This is a genomic window from Klebsiella sp. GW_Kp181 (assembly GCF_040062315.1).
Lineage (GTDB): Bacteria > Pseudomonadota > Gammaproteobacteria > Enterobacterales > Enterobacteriaceae > Klebsiella > Klebsiella oxytoca.
In genome coordinates this window covers 1-19195 of sequence record NZ_JBEAFR010000059.1, presented here as the reverse complement: position 1 = coordinate 19195, position 19195 = coordinate 1, and the positions used below count along the sequence as shown (strand labels likewise).

The following is a 19195-nucleotide window of genomic DNA, read 5'->3' as shown; positions in this document are numbered from 1 at the left end:
GCCGCTGGTCTGGCGATGAACCAGATCGGCAAAAGCTTTGCCAACGTGACTGCATTAAATGCGGTCACGCTGCTTCTGAATCCCGGTGAAATTCACGGTCTGATTGGCGAAAACGGCGCGGGAAAATCGACGCTGATAAAAATCCTCGCCGGGGTCTACCAGGCCGATAGCGGCAGCGCCACCCTTGACGGCGCGCCGCTGCCGCTTGGCAATCCAGCGGCGATTGAAGCGCTGGGTATCCGCGTCATTCACCAGGAGCTCAATCTGATCCCCCACTTTACGGTGGCGGAATCGGTGTTTCTCGGCCAGGAGTACCGCACCCGCTGGGGCGCGCTGGACCGGCGGCGGATGAATGCCGCCGCCGAAGCGTTTTTCCGCGACAGCTGGCAGCTGGACATCAATCCCCGCCGCCTGATTCGCGACCTCAGCCTCGCCGAACGCAAGCTGGTGCAGATCGCCAGGGCGCTGATTGACGGCGCGGCAAAGCTGGTGGTCTTTGATGAACCCACCGCGCCGCTGGAAGCGCAGGAGGCCAGCCTGGTTTCCTCAGCGATTTTGCGCCTGCGGGAGCAGGGGATCGGCATTCTCTATATTTCCCACTACCTCAACGAAATCGCCGCCCTCTGCGATCGCGGCACGGTACTGCGTAACGGCGAGGTCGTTGGCTATCCCGACCGGGCGCTGCTGCAGGACACCGACGCGCTGATTAAAATGATGGTCGGTCGCGACATCGAACAGCTCTATACCCCACGCCAGAGCAGCGCTCAACGAGTAGATGCCGCCGCGCCGGTTCTTTCGGTTCGCCATCTCAGCGACGGCGTCCATCTGAATGATATTACCTTTGATATTCAGCCGGGCGAGATCGTCGGCGTCGCCGGCCTGCTGGGCGCCGGGCGCGACGTACTGGTCGATCTGCTTTATGGGCTGCGCCGCGCGCGCAGCGGCACAATAAGCATCGACGGCCAGCCGAAGCGGCTGCGCACGCCGTATCAGGCCACCCGAGCGGGGATGGCGCTGGTGCCGCGCGACCGCCGCCATCAGGGGCTGATTCTCCCCTTCTCCACCGCCGACAATATCAATCTGGCCTCGCTAGCGGAGACCGCCACTTTCGGCTGGGAGCATCGCGGCCGGGCGCTGGCAAAAGCGCGCAGCTGGATTGAGCAGCTCTCCATCCGCCCTGGCCGTCCGGAGCTGCCGGTGCGCTTTATGAGCGGCGGCAACCAGCAAAAGGCGATACTTGCCCGCTGGCTCGGCACCGATGCGCGGCTTTTTATTCTTGATGAACCCACTCTCGGGGTGGATATCGGCGCGCGCAGCGATATTTATCAGCGCACCCGCGAGCTGGCGGATCGCGGTCGCGGCGTGCTGGTCTCATCCAGCGATGCGCCGGAGCTGCTCGGCCTTTGCGACCGCATCCTGGTGATGTGGCGCGGCGAGCTGGTGGCCAATCTCCCGACCCGGGGGCTGACGCTGGACGCGCTGCTGGTGACGATTAACGGTGGACAGGAACAACAGGTATGAGTGCAGATATTCAGCGCCGCCCCCTTCCGGGCATCACGACGCTTATCGAAAAATTCCCCCTGATTCTCTTTTTTGCGCTGCTGGTCTGGCTCAGCCTGCAGTCGCCTTTCTTTTTAAGCTGGCAGAATATCAGCATGATGCTGGTACAGAGCGTGCCGCTGGCGATCCTCTGTTTCGGCCTGGTCTGCGTGATTGCCGTCGGCGGCGATGACGTGGTTTCCGGCGGTATCGATCTGTCGCTGCCCGCCATCGCGGTGCTCGGCGTCGCGTTACTCAGCCTCGGTATGGCGGAGTGGAACACCCCTTACCTGGCGCTGATTCTGCTGCTGGTCGCCGTGAGCCTGGCCTGCGGCGCGGTCAACGCCGTGCTGGTGCTGGCGGCAGGCCTGCCGCCGCTGCTGGCGACCCTGTCGACCTCGGTAGCCTTCACCGGCCTGACCGACCTGCTGACCGGCCAGCGGCGCATCGCGGTAAGCGACCCGCTGATGGTGGCCTTTCGCGATAACGCTCTCTTTGGCATTCCCTGGCCGCTTCTCTATCTGCTGGCGGTCTTCGCGCTGTTTCAGCTTTTGCTCCACCACTCCCGCTTCGGCCAGCATTTACAGGCGGTGGGCGGTAACCGCGATATGGCGCAGATGAGCGGGCTCAACGTTCGCCGTTTAACCCTTCTCGTCTGGCTGCTGGCGGGCCTCGCCGCCGGTCTGGCGATTTTACCGCTGCTCAGCCAGGGCTCAGGCAGCTCGAGCGGCACGGCGACGCCGCTACTGCTGGAAACCGTCCTTGCCACTTTTATCGGCGCGGCGTTCTCGCGGCGTCGCGTGGTCACCATCTGGGGAGCGCTGCTCGGCGCGGTGCTGGTCAACGCGCTCTCTAACGGGCTCGGCCTGCTGGGAGTCAATATTTTCTGGATGGGCGCGATCAAAGGCGGCCTGATCCTCGTGGTGCTGGCGGCGTCAGCGGTCAGACATAAAGGAGGCAACTGATGAGCCAGATGACGCTCAAGACCCCCTCTACGGGACAAACCGGCAGCAGCCCGCTGGCGTGGCTATCACGGGCAGGGTTCGGCATCATTACCCTACTGGCGATTGCCCTGTTCGGCTGGGCGAACCCGGTATTTCTGACCTTCGACAACTGGGCCAATTTGCTGCAGGGCAGCGCGATTCTGCTGATCGTGGCGATGGCGATGACCCTTATCGTTAGCGCCGGAGCGATTGACCTCTCCGTCGGTGTGGCGCTGGATTTCGGCGCCGCCTTTGCGCTGGTGGCGCTGAAAACCTGGCACCTGCCGTGGCAGGCGGCGGTGGGCTGCGCGCTGCTCGGCGGGGTGATTATCGGCCTGCTGAACGCCTTCCTGATCCTTGTCTGCCAGATTCGCCCGTTCCTCGCCACCCTCGGCACCTGGTTTATCGCCAGCAGCGCCGAGCGCATCTATACCGACGGCGGCGGCTCTATCTCCTACCGCCGGATGGCGCCGGAGTATCACGATCTGGCGGTCGGCACCGTCGCCGGAATTCCGACGCCGGTGGTGATAGTTCTGGCGCTGTGGTTGGCGGCCTGGCTGCTGACCGAACGCACGCTGTTCGGCAAGTACGTGCGCGCTATCGGTCAGAACAGCGAAGCGGCGCGTATCGCCGGGATCCGCGACCGCCGGACCATGCTGTGGGTGCTGGTAGCGGCCTCCGCGCTGTGCGCCGTCGGCGGCGTCATTCTATCCGCCAACCTGCGCCAGTTTACGCCGCTGGCCGGCCAGGCCTACCTGATGGATGCCATCGCTGCGGTCTTTATCGGCACCGCCTTTAACCGGCTGGGCCGGGTCAGCATTGCCGGCACCCTCGGCGGCGTGCTGTTCCTCGCCATTATTGATAACGGCCTGAACCTGATGGGGCTGAACTACCTGGTGAAAGATGCGCTGGTTGGCGTAATCCTGGTAGTGGCGCTGGCCCTCTCCTTCTGGCAGGCGCGTTTGCGCCAGACCCACCGTTAAGCGGAGCACCTATGGCAGCTTTTGACGCCGTCTTTGTCGGCCTGACTATTCTGGATATCGCCGGTCGCCCGGTGATCGACATCCCGCCGCGTGGCGGGGTGGCCTTTATCGAACAAATTCGTCTGAACCCCGCCGGAACCGCCGCCGGAGCCAATATTAATGCCGCTAAGCTGGGCATTCGTACCGCCGCGGTGGCCTGCCTCGGCGAAGATGAAAAGGCCGATTTTATACTCGCCAGCTATGCACGGCTGGGAATCGACTGTTCGCTGGTCCAGCGTACCGCGCAGCAGGAAACGTCGGCGACGATCCTCCCTATCCGCCCCAACGGCGAGCGCCCGGCGCTACACTGCCGGGGCGCTTCCGATACGCTTTTTATCCGCGAAGAGGAGTTTGATGCCGTCCTCGACTGCCGGTTCCTGCACCACGGCGGCACCGGCCTGCTGGCGGCGATGGATCGCGGGCAGAGCGCCCTTCTGCTGCAAGCGGCGAAGGCTCGCGGCGTCACCACCAGCTTCGATTTAATTGCCCCCAATGAACATACCCTGGAACTGCTGCGCCCGCTGCTGCCGTCGGTGGACTACTTTATGCCCTCCCTGGAAGAAGCGGCGTATCTCTCCGGGGAGACCCAGCCGGAAGCGATCGCCCGCTTCTTTTTTGCCCTTGGCGTCGGGACCTGTATTTTGAAGGACGGCGAGAACGGTTCCTGGCTGCTGACCCACAACGGCGCCGTTGAACATATCCCGGCGTACCGGGTCGATGCCGTGGATACCACCGGCTGCGGCGACAGCTACTGCGGCGGCTTTATTGCCGCGCTGGCCCGCGGGCTAAGCGTCAGACAGGCATGCGAGGTGGCTTCCGCCGTCGCCGCGCTGGTGGCGACCGGGATGGGGTCGGATGCCGGGGTAGTAGACTGGCCGCATACCCGGCAGTTTATGGCGGCAAACCGGCGCGGATAACAAGCTTTGCCGCCGCATCGCGCGGCGGCAAAAGCCGGTTAACGCCACTGATAGAGCAGCGGCTCGCCGGTGACATAGCGCTGAAGGTCGGCGGCAATCATCGCCGTATGCTTAGCGATGCTCTCCCGCGTCGCCCCGGCAATATGCGGGGTGATAATGACGTTATTCAACTCGGTGACAAACGGATGATCGCGCCACAGCGGCTCGCGATGGTAAACATCCAGCGCCGCGCCGCCCAGCGGGCCGTGGCGCAGCGCGTGAATCAGCGCCTCTTCATCCACGACCGCCGCGCGCGAGGTATTAATCAGCAGCGCGCCCGGCTTCATGCTATTCAACAACGCCGCGTTCACCAGGCCATCGCTGTGCGGGCCGCTGCTCAGATGCAGACTTACGATATCCGCCTCGCGGAACAGTCCCTCAAGGGTCGTTTTTTGCAGCCCCGGCTCGTTAATCTCTTCGGCGGCGACAAACGGGTCCACCACCAGCACCGCCATGCCAAAGGCGCGAGCGATGCGCGCCACGCGGCGGCCAATATTACCGTAGCCAATCAGCCCCAGGGTTTTGTTACGCAGCTCGCTGCCTTTAAACACTTCGTAAGGGCTTTGCGGACTGACGTCCCACACCACATCGCGGCGCAGTCCGCTCTGGGTGGTCTGCGCCGCGTTTTCGGCGTGGGTGAATTCGCCGCGCTTCAGCGCCGCGTGCGATTGCGGAATATGCCGCGCCAGGCTCAGCATCAGCCCCAGCGTCAGCTCGGCGGCGGCGTCCGCGTTACGCCCCGGCGTATAGAGCACGCGGATACCGCGCGCCAGGGCGGCTTTGGTATCGATGTTCACCGGATTGGCGCGCGTGCAGGCGATCACCTGCAGACGCGGACAGGCGGCGATCACCGCTTCCGTCACCTCATCGTAGCTGGTCACCAGCACCTCGGCGTCGTGGGCCAGCTCGATCAATTGGTCTGCGCTCAGCTTTGGCTTGCCCAGCGCCCAGCCTTCCACCCGCAGTTCGCCCAGTTGCTGAAAAGCGCTGAGGTCGCCGGCGTGTTCGGCGGTAAAAACAATTTTCATATGCGTTGTTCCTGAGAAATACGTTGAAGCGCCTCGCGGCGGGCGTGCCACACCGGCAGCATCTGCTCGCGTAGCAGGCGATAAACCGGATAGAGCGCGACGTAGCGGCTGTGCGCCTGTGGATTGGGCCGATAGCGGGTCTGCTCCAGCGCCGGATAGCGGCTGAGGGCATCAATGCTGCGCGCCGCCAGAATCGCCGCACCGCGCGCGCTAAGCTCGTTGAAAGTACTGGAAACCACCGTTCTGCCGGTACAGTCGGCAATAATTTGCAACCAGGTCGCTGAAGCCGCGCCGCCGCCGGTCAGGTACAGTTCGCCGCCCTGCGGGTAGCCCTGAAGCGAGTCGACGATAGCGTAAGCCAGACCTTCAAATACCGCCCGCTGCAGCTCTGCGCGGGTAGTGTGCTGGCTAATGCCGAAATAGCCTGCCCGCGCCTCGGGGCTGAAGAACGGCGCGCGTTCGCCGTTGAGATAGGGCTGCCAGAAGACGCCGCCGCTGCCCGGTTCGACGCTGGCGATATGCTGTTCCAGCTGCTGTAAATCCGGATCCAGCGAAATCTGCTGCTGGAGCCAGTCGATGTTCGGCGTCCCGGCCTGCATCGGAAAAAGGTTAATAAAGCTGCCCGCTTCGGTGTGGGTAACGTAGCGCGTCCCCTCATTGACCGTCTGGCGACCGTGACAGACGATGCCGGTGCAGCAGGTGGTGCCGAGAATAGTATAAATGTCGCCATCGTTGACCGCGCCGCAGCCCAGCGCCGCGCTGCAGACATCCAGCGCGCCGGCCGCTACCGGTGTAGCAGCGGGAAGCCCGGTCAGCGCCGCGACCTCTTCACGCAGCGCCCCAGCCTGCGCGTCCGGCGCCAGCAGCGGCGGAAACAGAGGTTGTAAATCTGCCAGCCCCATCTCGTTGAGCACCACCGCGGATAGCTTCCCGCTCTGCTGATTCAGCAAAGAGGTGCTGGCATCGGTGAGATCCAGCGCCGCGACGCCGGTGAGGCGAAAGCGGATCCAATCCTTGGCGAAGAACAGATAGCGGGCCGCCGCCAGCCGCTCCGGCTGATGATGCTTGAGCCAGCACAGCTGCATGCTGGTGTTGCAGGGCTGAAGATGGGTACCGGTATCGTCAAAGAAACGGCGGTCAAAACCGGGGCGGCTGAGGAGTTCGTTCATCAGTTCCCGGCTGCGGGTGTCGCTCCACAGGATACCCGGCCCGACCGGTTCGCCCTCGGCGTCGCAGAGCCAGACGCCCTCCCCCTGCCCGGCGAGGCCAATGGCGCGTAAACGCCCGTTTTGCAGCGCCGGATGCCGCGCGATATCGCGCAAAATCGCCACCACCGACTGCCACAGCTGGGCCATATCCTGTTCGGCTTCACCGTTGGCCGACAGGCGCGGGCCGGTGTTCTGCGCCGCGCTGGCGCACGCCTGAAAATGTTGATCAAACAGCACCGCCTTCACGCGCGAAGTGCCGATATCAATTCCGAGATAAAAATCCATGCCTGACCCGTTGATGGAGGGAAATTTAGTCGCGCTCGTAGCGGCGGCGCATCAGCTCGCATTCGAAAAGAAACTCCAGTCCTTCCAGCTGGCGACGGGCTTCGGGAATATCTTTGCCCCAGCAGGTCAGGCCGTGGCCGCGCAGCAGGAAGCCGTAGCGCAGCGGGTTGGTCTGCGCATAATCTTCAATGCGCGCCGCCAGGGCGTCGATATCCTGGTCGTTATCAAAAATGGCGACCGGCACGGTATCAAGATGGCTGTGCTGGCCGGTCAGGGTTTTCTGCATCTCATAACCCTGTAGCGCCAGGGTGGCACTTTTTTCAATCCGCGACAGCACGGTCGCGTTGACGGTATGCACATGCAATACGACATTCGCTTCCGGGAACAGGCGATACACCAGGGTATGCAGGCCGGTTTCAGCTGAGGGTTTACGCCCGGAAGGCGCTTTATTGCTGGCGATCTCCACCTGCAGGAAATCCTCCGTCGTCAGGCTGCCTTTATCGCGCCCCGACTCGCTCAGCCAGCACCAGGTCTCATCCTGACGCACCGACATATTGCCGCCGGTAGCGGGCGCCCAACCTTTCGCACCGATCCAATGACAGGTGGTGACCAGTTGCGCGAGTCTTTCTTGCCACATAGCAGTTCCTTAGTTTAGCGATGTTGTATTTAGCCGTCTAAATGGCTATTTATCCGATATTAACACCGCCGACGTAAGCGAACAATATTTCAGGAAAGACTTACATTGAGAATGGTTATATCAGAAATGCATATGTAATTACGATTTTTAACAACAATACAACTACACATTTTCATGACGCCAAAATTACCGGCTGCGGAGTGTTAAAAAGATGGCTAATCGTTCCAGCGGGAAAAGGCGCAAAATTGACATCATTTGTCGATTCGGCACGGTCTTTCAGGGCGGGTGAGGCGCCAGCCGCCGCCCGGTATTTATGCGGCTACCGTAAGCCAACCCCTGCGCCCCGCGATGGTGCAAAACATGGCACTGTGCACAGATTGATGGCAATCGACGACCGAGAAATACGATTTTATGTGCAGATTGCCCACCCTCTTGTGTTATGCGTGCCTTGATTTTTTTGGCATACCTCTTGCTACCCCTCTGCCATCGCTATTCGGATAGCCACTCAGAGGTTCCACCATGTCAAACAGCAATGATTTTCCGCTCGTCGAAGCGCCCGCTTCCGGGCGAAAGGGCGTATTTTCCATCTCGATGGTTCTGTTCAGCTTTACCTTTTTCACCGGCACCATGTTCGCGGGCGGCAAGTTGGGCGTCTCTTTCTCCATCGTTAACCTGCTGTGGATTGCGGTAATCGGTAACTTTCTGCTGGCTCTGTACGCCGCGTCGCTCGGCTGGATTGCCGCGCGCAGCGGGCTAAATACCGTGCTGATGGGGCGTTTTTGCTTCGGGGAAATCGGCAGCAAGCTCGCCGATTTTATCCTCGGTTTCGCCGAGCTGGGATGGTACGCCTGGGGTACGGCGACGGTCGCCATCTCGCTGGTCAAAATCCTCGCCCTTCCTGAGGCGCTGACGATTCCGCTGATGATCCTGTTCGGTATCCTGTTCTGCGTCACCGCGCTGGTGGGCTACAAGGGGCTGGATGCGCTGTCGCGCGTATCGGTACCGCTGATGTTTATTCTGCTGGTGGTGTCGATGTACCTTGCCGCCCATCACGCCGGCGGCTGGCAGGCGATGACCCAAATCCAACCCGGCGAAACCATGAGCTGGTCTGCGGCCATCACCATGGTATTCGGCACCTTTGCCAGCGGCGCGACCCAGGCGACCAACTGGACGCGGCTGGCCAACTCCAGCCGTACCGCCATCGTCGCCAGCATGAGTAGCTTCCTGATCGGCAACGGGCTAATGATTATCGCCGGCGCCTGGTGCGCCATCGTTTACCAGCAGGCTGATATCGTGGAAGTGCTGATTTTGCAGGGGCTGTCGGTCGCCGCGGTGGTGATGCTGTGCCTCAATCTGCTGACCATTCAGGGGCCGACGATTTATAACGTCTCGGCGGCGGCCTGCCATCTGCTGCGCAGCGAGCGTCGCCGCACCCTGACCGTAGTCGCCGCCGGGGTCGGCATTCTGCTGGCCATTGGCGGTATGTATGAAATGCTGATTCCTTTCCTGGTGCTGCTGGGCAGCATCATTCCCCCCATCGGCGGCGTGATCCTCGCCGACTACTGGTTTTATCGCGGCGGCCGCTACCCGCTGCTGCACACCGCCCGTTTGCCGCGTTTTAACTGGCTGGGGCTTAGCGCCTACGCCGTGGGCGCGGTGGTGGCCTACCTCTCGCCGTGGATCGCCCCGCTGGTCGGTATCACCGTTTCCGCGCTGGTCTATATCGCGCTGACTCGTCTGAGCAAACGCCAGCCCGCCGCTGATTCCGTCGTGGAACAGTAGTCATGAGCCTGACGGTGGGCGAAATCCTTGCCCTTGATGGGCTTTCCGCCATGCGCCTGCGCGCCGGTAAGCAGGGGCTACAGCTGGCGGTGCGCTGGTACTACGTGGCGGAAAATGAAAATATCGCCGAATGGATCATGGGCGGGGAGCTGGTGTTCATCACCGGGATCAACCATCCCCGCGATGAAGACAACCTGATCCATTTGCTGATGGAGGGCAAGCAGCGCGGGATTGCCGGGATGGTGATCCTCACCGGCGATGCGTACATTCAGGCGATCCCGCCGCGCCTGATTGCGCTGGCCGATGAACTGGGCATACCGCTGATCGAACAGCCCTATCTGCTGAAGATGGTGATCGTGACCGAACGCATCGGTACCGCGCTGGTGCGCAGCGAAAACGCCCTGCAATCGCAGCGCGATATTCTGCTGCAGCTGTTAACCGGCGACTTTCCCGACCTGCAAATTCTGCATCAGCGCGCGCTCCACCAGCAGCTGGACTTTACCCGGCCGCTGCGGGTAGCGGCGCTGCGGCTGGAAGGTATCCAGCGCCTGTTTCGTCAGTTTCCGCCGGAGCAGGCCGAGGCCTGGCTGCAGCAGGCCCGCCGCACCGTACGCCAGCGCCTGCAGCAGCAGCTCAATCAGCAGGGCAATCCCTTTCCGCTGGTCGAGCGCGGCAATATGTTTCTCTTCCTGCTGCCGGATGAAGAGGGCGAGTTTTATCAGCAGAAAACGTGGCTCCAGACGTGGCTGCATGCGCTGGCGGAGGGCGACGACGGGCTATCGCTGCTGTGCGGCCTTTCGGCGCCGGTGCAGCAGCTACAGGAATATCAGCGCGCGCTGTCGCAGGCCCGTCAGGCGTTGGACCTCAGCGATAGCCTGCGTCCGGCCCAGCGTATCAGCGACTACCAGCAATTGGGCTTTATCAAGCTGCTCTCCGCCGTCGGCGACCCTGGGCTACTGAGCGATTTTATGCACGACACCCTCGGCTGTCTGATCGAACCCGATCGCAAAAGCCCATGGCTGCTGATGGAGACGCTGGAAACGCTGCTTCAGGAGAGCGGCAACGTGGTCCGGGCCGCCGAGCGGCTGGGTATCCACCGCAACACGCTGCATCAGCGTATCCAACGCATTGAAAAGCTGACCCGCTATCCGGTCAGCCATCCGCAATTTCATCTCAACGCCTCGGTCGCCCTGGCGATCTGGCGTATGTTGCAAAACCATTTACGGGAACAACCATGAAAATTATCAACGCGCGTCTGCGCCAGCAAGAAGCGCTTTATACCCTTGAGCTAGAGGACGGTCTGTTTAAGAGCATCACCGCGCAGACCGCCGTGCAGACGGCTGACGCCGACGATATCGACGCAGAGCAAAAGCTGGCGATCCCGCCGTTCGTCGAGCCGCATATTCATCTCGATGCCACCCTGACGGCGGGCGAGCCGGAGTGGAATATGAGCGGTACCCTGTTTGAGGGCATCGCCCGCTGGAGCCAGCGTAAAGCAAGCGTCACCGTCGAAGATACCCGCCAGCGGGCGCTGAAAACCATCGGCATGCTGCGCGACAACGGCGTGCAGCACGTGCGTACCCACATTGATGTTACCGACCCTTCCCTGACCGCCCTTGAGGCAATGCTGAGGGTGAAAAAGGAGGCGGCTCATCTTATCGATCTGCAGATCGTCGCCTTCCCGCAGGAGGGCATTGAGTCCTTTCCCGGCGGACGCGAGCTGATGACCCGCGCCATCGAAATGGGCGCCGACGTGGTGGGCGGCATCCCGCACTACGAAAACACCCGCGATAAGGGCGTCAGCTCGCTGGTTTTTCTGATGGACCTGGCCCAGCGCCACGGCTGCCTGGTGGACGTGCATTGCGATGAAACCGACGATCCGCAGTCGCGCTTTCTGGAGGTGCTGGCGGAAGAGGCCCGGGTGCGCGGCATGGGCGCGCAGGTCACCGCCAGCCATACCTGTGCTATGGGTTCTTACGATAATGCCTACTGCTCGAAGCTGTTCCGCCTGCTCAAAGCGTCGGGCATCAACTTTATCTCCTGCCCGACCGAAAGCATTCACCTGCAGGGGCGCTTCGACAGTTGGCCGAAACGCCGCGGCGTGACGCGGGTGGCGGAGCTGGACCGCGCCGGGATCAACGTCTGCTTCGCCCAGGACTCCATTCAGGACCCGTGGTACCCGCTGGGCAACGGTAACATCATGCGCATTCTCGACGCCGGGCTGCATATCTGCCATATGCTGGGATACGAAGATTTGCAACGCTGCCTCGATCTGATTACCGATAACAGCGCCCGCACGCTGTGCCTCGGCGATAACTACGGTATTGCCGAAGGGCGCCCGGCGAACCTGCTGATCCTCGATGCGGAAAACGACTATGACGCACTGCGCCGCCAGGCAAAAGTGCTGACCTCCATTCGTCACGGTAAGATTATTTTGCAGCGCCAGGCGGAGCAGATTCGCTATCCGGCATAAGCCTGACGTTGGCGCGGTACCTGTGCCGCGTCAACCCGCTGCTCGCCGGAGGATTTATGTGGTACCTTCTTACTACTTTTTCCGTGCCGACGATGGGCTCCTGCGTCGGCGCGGGCTCACTGAGGACAACCCGTACCCTGATACTATGAGCGAAAAAAAATGGATTAAGGCAGAGGACGTTGCCCGGCTCGCTGGCGTCTCCCGTTCCGCAGTTTCCCGCACCTTTACCCCCGGCGCGTCGGTGGCGGAAAAAACCCGCCAGAAGGTTCTCGCCGCGGCGGAAACGCTGGGTTATCAGGTGAATATCATCGCCCGCACGATGAACACCGGCAGCAGCAACTTTATCGGCATCGTCACCGCCGGATTTGATAACCCGTTCCGCAGTAAGCTGCTGTCGCCGCTGGTCCACCAGTTGGCGCTCAACGGTTTTATGCCGCTGCTGATGAACGCCGACGATCCGCAGCAGCTCGCCCCGTCGCTCAGACAGTTGCTGAGCTATCACGTCGCAGGCGTCATTATTACCTCCGGGGCGCCGCCGCTGTCGCTGGCGGAGGAGTATCTGGAGCGAAAAATCCCGGTCACCCTTATCAACCGCCACGCCGACCTGGCCGGCTGCGATCGCGTGTGCAGCGACAACGCGCAGGGCGCGAAGCTGGTCGCCGACCTGTGTACTCAGCGCCAGTGGCGCCAGGCCGGGTTTATCGGCGAAAGTCTGGATAACTTCAGCACCCGCCAGCGCTACGAAGCGTTTGTTGCCCATAGCCAGGGCATGGAGATCGCCGCGCACTTCTGCGACAGCAGCGGCTATCAGGCGGGATTTGCCGCCGCCAGACAGCTGCTTGCCGCACATCCGCAGCTGCAGGCGCTCTTCTGCGCCACCGATATGCTGGCGCTCGGCGCCCTGGACGGTCTGCGGGCAGACAACCCCGCCGCTTCGCTACCCGCTATTATCGGCTTCGATGATATCCCGCAGGCGGACTGGCAGCCCTATCAGCTGACTACCGTGCAGCAAAATACTGCCCTGCTCGCCCACCATGCGGTGGATCTGCTGGTCACGCGGATCGCCAAATTCAGTCTGCCGTCACGCCATCGTGAAGTGCCGGTGAAACTGATCGTTCGTCAAAGTACAAAATGAAAAATTCATTTTATGCCGGAGCGATCACAGAATAATTTTTTTAATCCATCCACACTCATTTTGCCCTTCGGGGCTGTTTTTTTCAGGCAAATTGCACACGTGTGCAAAATAGGGAGTTACGATGAAATCACTGGAATTACATGAACTGCAGGCCCGCTACCGCCTGGCCTGCGAGCTGGCGCAGGCCGGCGCGGAACTGGCGTTCGAATTCTATCAGCAGCGCGACCGGCTGGCGGTGGATCATAAAGGCGATGACCTGCAGGACGTGGTCAGCGTCGCCGATAAACAGGTCGAAGCGTTTGTGAAGCAGCGCATTATGGACGCCTTCCCGCAGGACGGCTTTCTCGGCGAAGAGAGCGGAACGCAGATGCCGGACGCCCGCGTCCTGTGGGTTGTCGATCCTATCGACGGCACCAGCTGTTTTCTTAACGGCCTGCATACCTGGTGCCTGTCGCTGGCTATCGTCGCCGACGGGGAACCGGTTATCGGCGTGGTGTACGACCCCAACCATCGCGAGCTGTTCCACGCCCTGAAAGGCCAGGGCGCATGGCTTAACGATGCGCCTGTCGCGCCGCATCCGGGTGCGACGGTCAAAGAGGGAGTGATGGGCGTCGGCACCTCGCACCGCGTGACGCCTGCGCTCTTTCTGCCCTTCCTCGATGCGCTGCTGAGCGACGGCGGGATGTTTATCCGCAACGGCTCCGGAGCGCTGATGAGCGCCTGGGCGGCGGCAGGCAGGCTTATCGGCTACTACGAACCGCATATGAACCCCTGGGACGGGCTGCCGGGGCTGGTGCTGATGCGCGAAGCGGGCGGCCTTAGCAACGATTATCTGGCAAACGACGGGATTCGTCACGGCAACCCGCTGCTGCTGGCCAGCAAGACGCTCTACCCACAATTAAAAAACATGCTTTGTCACCCATTACCTTAACCGTATCGGGTCAGGCTTTATCTGATTATGTACTCTACACAACGACGATAAACCTCACGGACGAACCACACTAATCAGTCAGGCCTCCGACCTTCGGAGATACCATTATGTCTGGAAGAATTATCGCATTTTTTCGCGCTTCGCCGCCCAAAGCGAGCGGAGAGTTCGATGAGCGGCGCTTTCGCAGCGTGCGCTGGCAAACCTTTATTACCATGACCCTGGCGTACGTCACGTTCTACGTTTGCCGGCTATCGTTCACCGTCGCCAAAAGCGCGCTGGTGGAACTCGGCATAACCCCAACGGAGCTGGGCATGATCGGCTCAACGCTATTTTTCAGCTACGCCATCGGCAAGCTGGTCAACGGCTTTATTGCCGATCATGCCAACGTAGTGCGCTACATGAGCCTCGGGCTACTGCTAAGCGCCGGAATGAACCTGATGATGGGGATGACCAGCAACGCCATGCTGCTGGCAATCTTCTGGGGGATTAACGGCTGGGCGCAGTCGATGGGCGTTGGCCCGTGCGTGGTATCGCTGGCGCGCTGGTACGGCTGTAAAGAACGAGGCACTTTTTACGCGATCTGGTCGACGGCGCATAACATCGGCGAAGCGATGACCTATATGGTGATCGCCGCGGTGATTGCCGGATTCGGCTGGCAGATGGGCTACCTGTCGACCGCCGCGCTCGGCGCCGCCGGGGTGGTGCTGATGCTGTTGTTTATGCGCGACTCGCCGCAAAGCTGCGGCTTCCCGCCCATCAACGTCATTCGCGATGAACCGCAGGAGGAGACGGAAGCCCGCGGCTCGGTATTTAAAAACCAGCTGCTGGCGCTGCGTAACCCGGCCCTGTGGACGCTGGCCCTGGCCTCGGCGTTTATGTATATCGACCGTTACGCAGTGAACTCGTGGGGGATCTTCTTTCTGGAACAGGATAAAGCCTACTCTACTCTCGAAGCGTCCGGGATTATCGGGGTCAACGCTATCGCGGGTATTGCCGGAACCATTATCGCCGGGATGCTCTCCGACCGCTTTTTCCCGCGTAACCGCAGCGTGATGGCCGGGTTTATCAGCCTGCTCAACACCGCCGGCTTCGCGCTGATGCTCTGGTCGCCGCACGGCTACTACACCGATATTCTGGCGATGATTATCTTCGGCGCCACCATCGGAGCGTTGACCTGCTTCCTTGGCGGACTGATCGCGGTTGATATTTCATCGCGTAAAGCCGCGGGCGCCGCGCTCGGCACTATCGGTATCGCCAGCTACGCGGGGGCGGGACTCGGCGAGTTTCTCACCGGCATCATCATCGATAAAACCTCAATGATCGAAAACGGCAAAACGCTATATGACTTCAGTACGCTGTCGCTGTTTTGGGTAGGCACCGGCCTCGTGTCCGCGCTATTCTGTTTTACCACCGCTGCGATTGTCGCCAGGCGACACGCGATAGAACGTCAGACCTCATTCTCGTCATAACCTTTTAACTTATAAGGAAGATTTTATGATGCCTGTACGACATCAGGTTTTGCTACGCCTGCTGCTTACCTGCGCTCTGCCGCTGCTGGCCGCACCGGGCCATGCCGCCACGCAGTATGCGCTGGAAAAAGTGGTTGAACTCAGCCGCCACGGCATTCGTCCGCCGACGGAGGGCAACCGGGAGGCCATCGAAGCCGCGACCCAGCGTCCGTGGACGCAGTGGACCACCCACGACGGCGAGCTGACCGGCCACGGCTATGCCGCCGTCGTCAATAAGGGGCGCGATGAGGGCGCGCGCTTTCGCCAACTGGGGCTATTGACGGCAGGCTGCCCGGCGAGCGGTGAGATTTATGTTCGCGCCAGCCCCCTGCAGCGTACGCGGGCCACCGCCCAGGCGCTGGTGGACGGCGCCTTTCCCGGCTGCGGCGTAATGATTCATCACGTCAGCGGCGACGCGGATCCGCTGTTTCAGACCGACAAATTTGCCGCTACGCAAACCGATCCCGCCCGCCAGCTGGCGGAAGTGAAGAAGAAGGCCGGCGATCTGGCGCAGCGTCGGCAGGCGCTGGCTCCGGCAATTCAGCTGCTGAAAAACGCGGTCTGCGTACCCGATAAGCCCTGCCCGGTGTTTGATCTACCGTGGCAGGTGGAGCAGAGCAAAAGCGGCAAAACCTCGATTAGCGGGCTGAGCGTGATGGCCAATATGGTTGAGACGCTGCGTCTGGGGTGGAGCGAGAACCTGCCTCTCAGCCAGCTGGCGTGGGGCCATATTACCCGTTCCAGCCAGATAACCGCCCTGTTGCCGCTGCTGACGGAGAACTACGATCTGAGCAACGATGTGTTTTATACCGCGCAAAAACGCGGCTCGATTCTGCTCAACGCCATGCTTGAAGGGGTAAAAGAGAGCGCCGCGCCGAACGTGCGCTGGCTGCTGCTGGTGGCGCACGATACGAATATCGCCATGGTGCGGACGTTAATGGACTTTAGCTGGCAGCTGCCAGGGTACAGCCGCGGCAATATCCCGCCGGGCAGCAGCCTGGTGCTGGAACGCTGGCGCGATACCCGCAGCGGTCAGCGCTACCTGCGCGTCTACTTCCAGGCGCAAAGTCTGGACGATTTGCGCCGCCTGCAAACGCCGGATAGCCAGCATCCGCTGCTGCGCCAGGAGTGGCGTCAGGCGGGCTGCCAGACGACCGATGTCGGGACGCTGTGCCCTTACCAGGCGGCGCTGACCGCGCTGGGCCGCAATATCGACCCGCAGTCCGCTCCGGCGGTGGAGATGGTGCTGCCATAAAATAAGTAGAAGGCGAAGCTTTGGCGGTCGCTTCGCTTTTTGGCTCAGGTTCAGGCTTTTTCTGGTTTGAAGGCCCCGGCGGCGACCTGCTCCGGGGTGACCACGCCGCTATCCAGCACCCAGCCGCTGACTAACGTTGCGGGCGTGACGTCGAACGCGGGATTGTAAACCGCAGCCTCTTTCGGCGCCCACTGCACCGCGCCAAAGCTGCCGGCGACGCCGGTGACTTCGGCGGCTGCCCGCTGCTCAATCGGGATCGCCGCGCCGTTCGGGCAATGGCGATCCAGGGTAGTTTGCGGCGCGGCTACGTAAAACGGGATCTGGTGATATTTTGCCAGAACCGCCAGCGAATAGGTGCCGATTTTATTGGCTACGTCGCCGTTGGCGGCAATACGGTCAGCGCCCACCCAAACCGCATCGACCTGGCCCTGCGCCATCAGGCTGGCGGCCATCGAATCGGTAATCAGCCGATACGGCACCCCCAGCTCACCCAGCTCCCAGGCGGTCAGGCGCCCGCCCTGCAACAGAGGGCGCGTTTCATCCACCCAGACGTTTGCCACTTTCCCCTGCTGATACGCCAGCGCAATCACCCCCAGCGCGGTGCCGACGCCCGCCGTCGCCAGGCCGCCGGTATTGCAGTGGGTCAACAGGCGGCTACCCGGCGTCACCAGCGCGCTGCCCGCCTCGGCGATGCTGGCGCAAAGCTGTTTATCCTCGGCGATCAGGCGCAGCGCTTCCGCTTCCAGCGCCTGCGGATAGTGCTCCTCCGCCAGCGCCAGCTTCATGCGATCCAGATTATTCATCAGGTTCACCGCCGTTGGACGCGCGGCGCGCAGCGTCTCCAGCGCCTCAGATAGCGCATCGCGGGTCAGACCGCGCCGCGCCAGCAGCGCCAGCAGCAGGCTGGCGGACAGGCCAATCAACGGCGCGCCGCGTACCCGCAGGGCGTGAATATGGTCCACCAGCAATTCGACGTTATCCGCCGCCAGCCAGCGTTTTTCCTGCGGTAAGGCCTGCTGGTCAAGAATAAAGAGCTGATTTTCGCTTACCCGCAGGCTGGTGGTCTGTAGTGTCTGCATTTAGTTAAATCCCTGTTGCGTTGTTGTATCACATTGTGTCAGGATGAAATCCAGAAGTATAGACGTCTGAACGGCTTAATCAGAATTTTGAGGATCGAGGCAATGTCGCAATACCATACTTTCACGGCCAGCGATGCGGTGGCTTACGCCCAACAATTTGGCGGTATCGATAATCCGACAGAACTGGTGTCCGCGCAGGAAGTGGGCGATGGCAACCTCAACCTGGTGTTTAAAATTTTTGATACCGAGGGCGTGAGCCGGATTATCGTTAAGCAGGCGCTGCCCTACGTGCGCTGCGTAGGAGAGTCCTGGCCGCTGACCCTTGACCGCGCGCGCCTTGAGGCGCAAACCCTGGTGGCTCACCATCAGCACTGCCCGCAGCACACGGTGCGGATTGTGCATTTCGATCCCGAGCTGGCGGTGATGGTGATGGAAGATCTTTCCGATCACCGCATCTGGCGCGGTGAGCTGATTAACAACGTTTACTACCCGCGCGCCGCCAGCCAACTGGGGGAATACCTGGCCCAGGCGCTGTTCCACACCAGCGACTTTTATCTGCATCCTCACGAGAAAAAGGCCCAGGTGGCGCAATTTATCAACCCCGAGATGTGCGAAATCACCGAGGATCTGTTCTTTAACGATCCGTATCAGGTTCATGAGCGCAACAGCTATCCAACCGCGCTGGAAACCGACGTCGCCGCCCTGCGAGAAGATGCCCAGCTGAAGCTGGCGGTGGCCGCGCTCAAGCACCGGTTCTTCTCCCATGCCGAAGCGTTACTGCATGGCGATATTCATAGCGGCTCAATTTTCGTCGCCGAAGGCAGCTTTAAGGCCATCGACGCCGAGTTCGGTTTTTTCGGCCCGATTGGCTTCGATATCGGCACCGCCATCGGCAACCTGCTGCTCAACTACTGCGGTCTGCCGGGGCATCTGGGCATTCGCGATGCCGCCGCCGCTCGCGAACAGCGCCTCAACGATATACAGCAGTTCTGGACCACCTTTGCCGAGTGTTTCCAGGCGCTGGCGGCGGAGAAATCCCGCGACGTGGCGCTGGCCTGCCCCGGCTATGCCTCCTCATTTCTGAAGAAAGTGTGGGCCGACGCGGTGGGCTTCTGCGGCACCGAGCTGATTCGCCGCAGCGTCGGGCTATCACACGTGGCGGATATCGACTCTATCCCGGACGAAGCCATGCGTCATGAATGCCTGCGCCACGCCATCACGCTGGGTAAAGCGCTGATTGTGATTGCCGATCGCATCGACAGCGTGGATGAGCTGATTGCGCGAATTCGCCAGTACGGTTGAATCTCCGTCCAGCCTTTCCCGGCTCGCGCTGCGCTTAGCCGTATATGGACACCTCCCGTTATGCAAGCCATC

At 61.4% G+C, this 19195-nt stretch carries 16 protein-coding genes; 12 read left to right on the top strand and 4 right to left on the bottom strand.

The annotated features are described in order from the left end of the window. Positions 1 to 15 precede the first annotated feature (15 nt). The 4 genes from ABLV11_RS14485 to ABLV11_RS14470 are packed head-to-tail and all read left to right on the top strand — an operon-like array spanning position 16 to position 4461. Positions 16 to 1521 (top strand): sugar ABC transporter ATP-binding protein, encoded by a 1506-nt coding sequence (locus ABLV11_RS14485; RefSeq protein ID WP_162680237.1) that lies wholly within the window; start codon positions 16 to 18, stop codon positions 1519 to 1521. Further along, a complete protein-coding gene (locus tag ABLV11_RS14480; RefSeq protein WP_004100123.1) occupies positions 1518 to 2504 on the top strand; it encodes an ABC transporter permease in 987 nt (328 codons plus the stop codon). The genes ABLV11_RS14485 and ABLV11_RS14480 overlap by 4 nt, the downstream gene beginning before the upstream one ends. Then, positions 2504 to 3505, top strand: a complete 1002-nt coding sequence (locus ABLV11_RS14475) for an ABC transporter permease (RefSeq protein ID WP_024273906.1) — start codon at positions 2504 to 2506, stop codon at positions 3503 to 3505. Before ABLV11_RS14480 ends, ABLV11_RS14475 begins: the two co-directional genes overlap by 1 nt. 11 nt (positions 3506 to 3516) lie before the next feature. Further along, the gene (locus ABLV11_RS14470; protein ID WP_126488779.1) at positions 3517 to 4461 is read left to right on the top strand and encodes a sugar kinase; all 945 of its coding nucleotides are present in this window, start codon (positions 3517 to 3519) and stop codon (positions 4459 to 4461) included. A gap of 38 nt (positions 4462 to 4499) precedes the next feature. Here the strand turns inward: ABLV11_RS14470 and ABLV11_RS14465 are convergent, their stop codons facing one another. From ABLV11_RS14465 to ABLV11_RS14455, 3 genes are read right to left on the bottom strand one after another with little or no spacing between them, the layout of a single operon-like run. Then, positions 4500 to 5528 (bottom strand): 2-hydroxyacid dehydrogenase, encoded by a 1029-nt coding sequence (locus ABLV11_RS14465; RefSeq protein ID WP_126488777.1) that lies wholly within the window; start codon positions 5526 to 5528, stop codon positions 4500 to 4502. Then, positions 5525 to 7021 (bottom strand): FGGY-family carbohydrate kinase, encoded by a 1497-nt coding sequence (locus tag ABLV11_RS14460; RefSeq protein WP_126488775.1) that lies wholly within the window; start codon positions 7019 to 7021, stop codon positions 5525 to 5527. Before ABLV11_RS14460 ends, ABLV11_RS14465 begins: the two co-directional genes overlap by 4 nt. A 25-nt stretch (positions 7022 to 7046) precedes the next feature. Beyond that, positions 7047 to 7658 (bottom strand): methylthioribulose 1-phosphate dehydratase, encoded by a 612-nt coding sequence (locus ABLV11_RS14455; protein ID WP_023320551.1) that lies wholly within the window; start codon positions 7656 to 7658, stop codon positions 7047 to 7049. Positions 7659 to 8177: 519 nt separating this feature from the next. On the opposite strand from ABLV11_RS14455, the gene codB reads away from it, so the two are divergent. From codB to ABLV11_RS14420, 7 genes are all read left to right on the top strand, one after another. Beyond that, positions 8178 to 9440 carry a cytosine permease gene (gene codB, locus ABLV11_RS14450; protein ID WP_023320550.1) on the top strand — a complete coding sequence of 421 codons (1263 nt, stop codon included), beginning with the start codon at positions 8178 to 8180 and terminating at the stop codon, positions 9438 to 9440. 2 nt (positions 9441 to 9442) lie between these two features. Next, entirely contained in the window at positions 9443 to 10678 is a 1236-nt protein-coding gene (locus ABLV11_RS14445) for a PucR family transcriptional regulator ligand-binding domain-containing protein (RefSeq protein WP_064372254.1), read from the top strand. Further along, the gene (gene codA / locus ABLV11_RS14440) at positions 10675 to 11913 is read left to right on the top strand and encodes a cytosine deaminase (protein WP_004100106.1); all 1239 of its coding nucleotides are present in this window, start codon (positions 10675 to 10677) and stop codon (positions 11911 to 11913) included. Before ABLV11_RS14445 ends, codA begins: the two co-directional genes overlap by 4 nt. Positions 11914 to 12058: 145 nt before the next feature. Continuing rightward, positions 12059 to 13048: a LacI family DNA-binding transcriptional regulator gene (locus tag ABLV11_RS14435; RefSeq protein ID WP_029496856.1), complete on the top strand. Its 990-nt coding sequence runs from the start codon at positions 12059 to 12061 to the stop codon at positions 13046 to 13048. 121 nt (positions 13049 to 13169) lie between these two features. Next, a complete protein-coding gene (locus tag ABLV11_RS14430) occupies positions 13170 to 13979 on the top strand; it encodes an inositol monophosphatase (RefSeq protein ID WP_004100102.1) in 810 nt (269 codons plus the stop codon). 107 nt (positions 13980 to 14086) lie between these two features. Beyond that, positions 14087 to 15448 (top strand): MFS transporter, encoded by a 1362-nt coding sequence (locus ABLV11_RS14425; RefSeq protein ID WP_064372252.1) that lies wholly within the window; start codon positions 14087 to 14089, stop codon positions 15446 to 15448. A gap of 25 nt (positions 15449 to 15473) precedes the next feature. Next, positions 15474 to 16742 carry a histidine-type phosphatase gene (locus ABLV11_RS14420; protein ID WP_017146374.1) on the top strand — a complete coding sequence of 423 codons (1269 nt, stop codon included), beginning with the start codon at positions 15474 to 15476 and terminating at the stop codon, positions 16740 to 16742. Between the two features lie 50 nt (positions 16743 to 16792). Here ABLV11_RS14420 and mtnA read toward each other — a convergent pair whose 3' ends face one another. Then, positions 16793 to 17821 (bottom strand): S-methyl-5-thioribose-1-phosphate isomerase, encoded by a 1029-nt coding sequence (gene mtnA / locus ABLV11_RS14415; protein WP_032727941.1) that lies wholly within the window; start codon positions 17819 to 17821, stop codon positions 16793 to 16795. A 102-nt stretch (positions 17822 to 17923) separates the two neighbouring features. Here mtnA and mtnK point away from each other — a divergent pair, with 102 nt between their 5' ends. Beyond that, positions 17924 to 19123, top strand: coding sequence for an S-methyl-5-thioribose kinase (mtnK, locus tag ABLV11_RS14410; protein WP_348855372.1), 1200 nt, complete (start codon positions 17924 to 17926; stop codon positions 19121 to 19123). The last annotated feature ends 72 nt before the right edge of the window (positions 19124 to 19195 follow it).

Coding starts and splice junctions, on each gene's coding strand:
- mtnA (WP_032727941.1), bottom strand. CDS start 17,821: ATGCAGACACTACAGACCACCAGCCTGCGGGTAAGCGAAAATCAGCTC.
- mtnK (WP_348855372.1), top strand. CDS start 17,924: ATGTCGCAATACCATACTTTCACGGCCAGCGATGCGGTGGCTTACGCC.
- ABLV11_RS14445 (WP_064372254.1), top strand. CDS start 9,443: ATGAGCCTGACGGTGGGCGAAATCCTTGCCCTTGATGGGCTTTCCGCC.
- ABLV11_RS14475 (WP_024273906.1), top strand. CDS start 2,504: ATGAGCCAGATGACGCTCAAGACCCCCTCTACGGGACAAACCGGCAGC.
- ABLV11_RS14455 (WP_023320551.1), bottom strand. CDS start 7,658: ATGTGGCAAGAAAGACTCGCGCAACTGGTCACCACCTGTCATTGGATC.
- ABLV11_RS14480 (WP_004100123.1), top strand. CDS start 1,518: ATGAGTGCAGATATTCAGCGCCGCCCCCTTCCGGGCATCACGACGCTT.
- ABLV11_RS14465 (WP_126488777.1), bottom strand. CDS start 5,528: ATGAAAATTGTTTTTACCGCCGAACACGCCGGCGACCTCAGCGCTTTT.
- ABLV11_RS14460 (WP_126488775.1), bottom strand. CDS start 7,021: ATGGATTTTTATCTCGGAATTGATATCGGCACTTCGCGCGTGAAGGCG.
- ABLV11_RS14470 (WP_126488779.1), top strand. CDS start 3,517: ATGGCAGCTTTTGACGCCGTCTTTGTCGGCCTGACTATTCTGGATATC.
- ABLV11_RS14425 (WP_064372252.1), top strand. CDS start 14,087: ATGTCTGGAAGAATTATCGCATTTTTTCGCGCTTCGCCGCCCAAAGCG.
- ABLV11_RS14420 (WP_017146374.1), top strand. CDS start 15,474: ATGATGCCTGTACGACATCAGGTTTTGCTACGCCTGCTGCTTACCTGC.
- codA (WP_004100106.1), top strand. CDS start 10,675: ATGAAAATTATCAACGCGCGTCTGCGCCAGCAAGAAGCGCTTTATACC.
- codB (WP_023320550.1), top strand. CDS start 8,178: ATGTCAAACAGCAATGATTTTCCGCTCGTCGAAGCGCCCGCTTCCGGG.
- ABLV11_RS14430 (WP_004100102.1), top strand. CDS start 13,170: ATGAAATCACTGGAATTACATGAACTGCAGGCCCGCTACCGCCTGGCC.
- ABLV11_RS14485 (WP_162680237.1), top strand. CDS start 16: ATGAACCAGATCGGCAAAAGCTTTGCCAACGTGACTGCATTAAATGCG.
- ABLV11_RS14435 (WP_029496856.1), top strand. CDS start 12,059: ATGAGCGAAAAAAAATGGATTAAGGCAGAGGACGTTGCCCGGCTCGCT.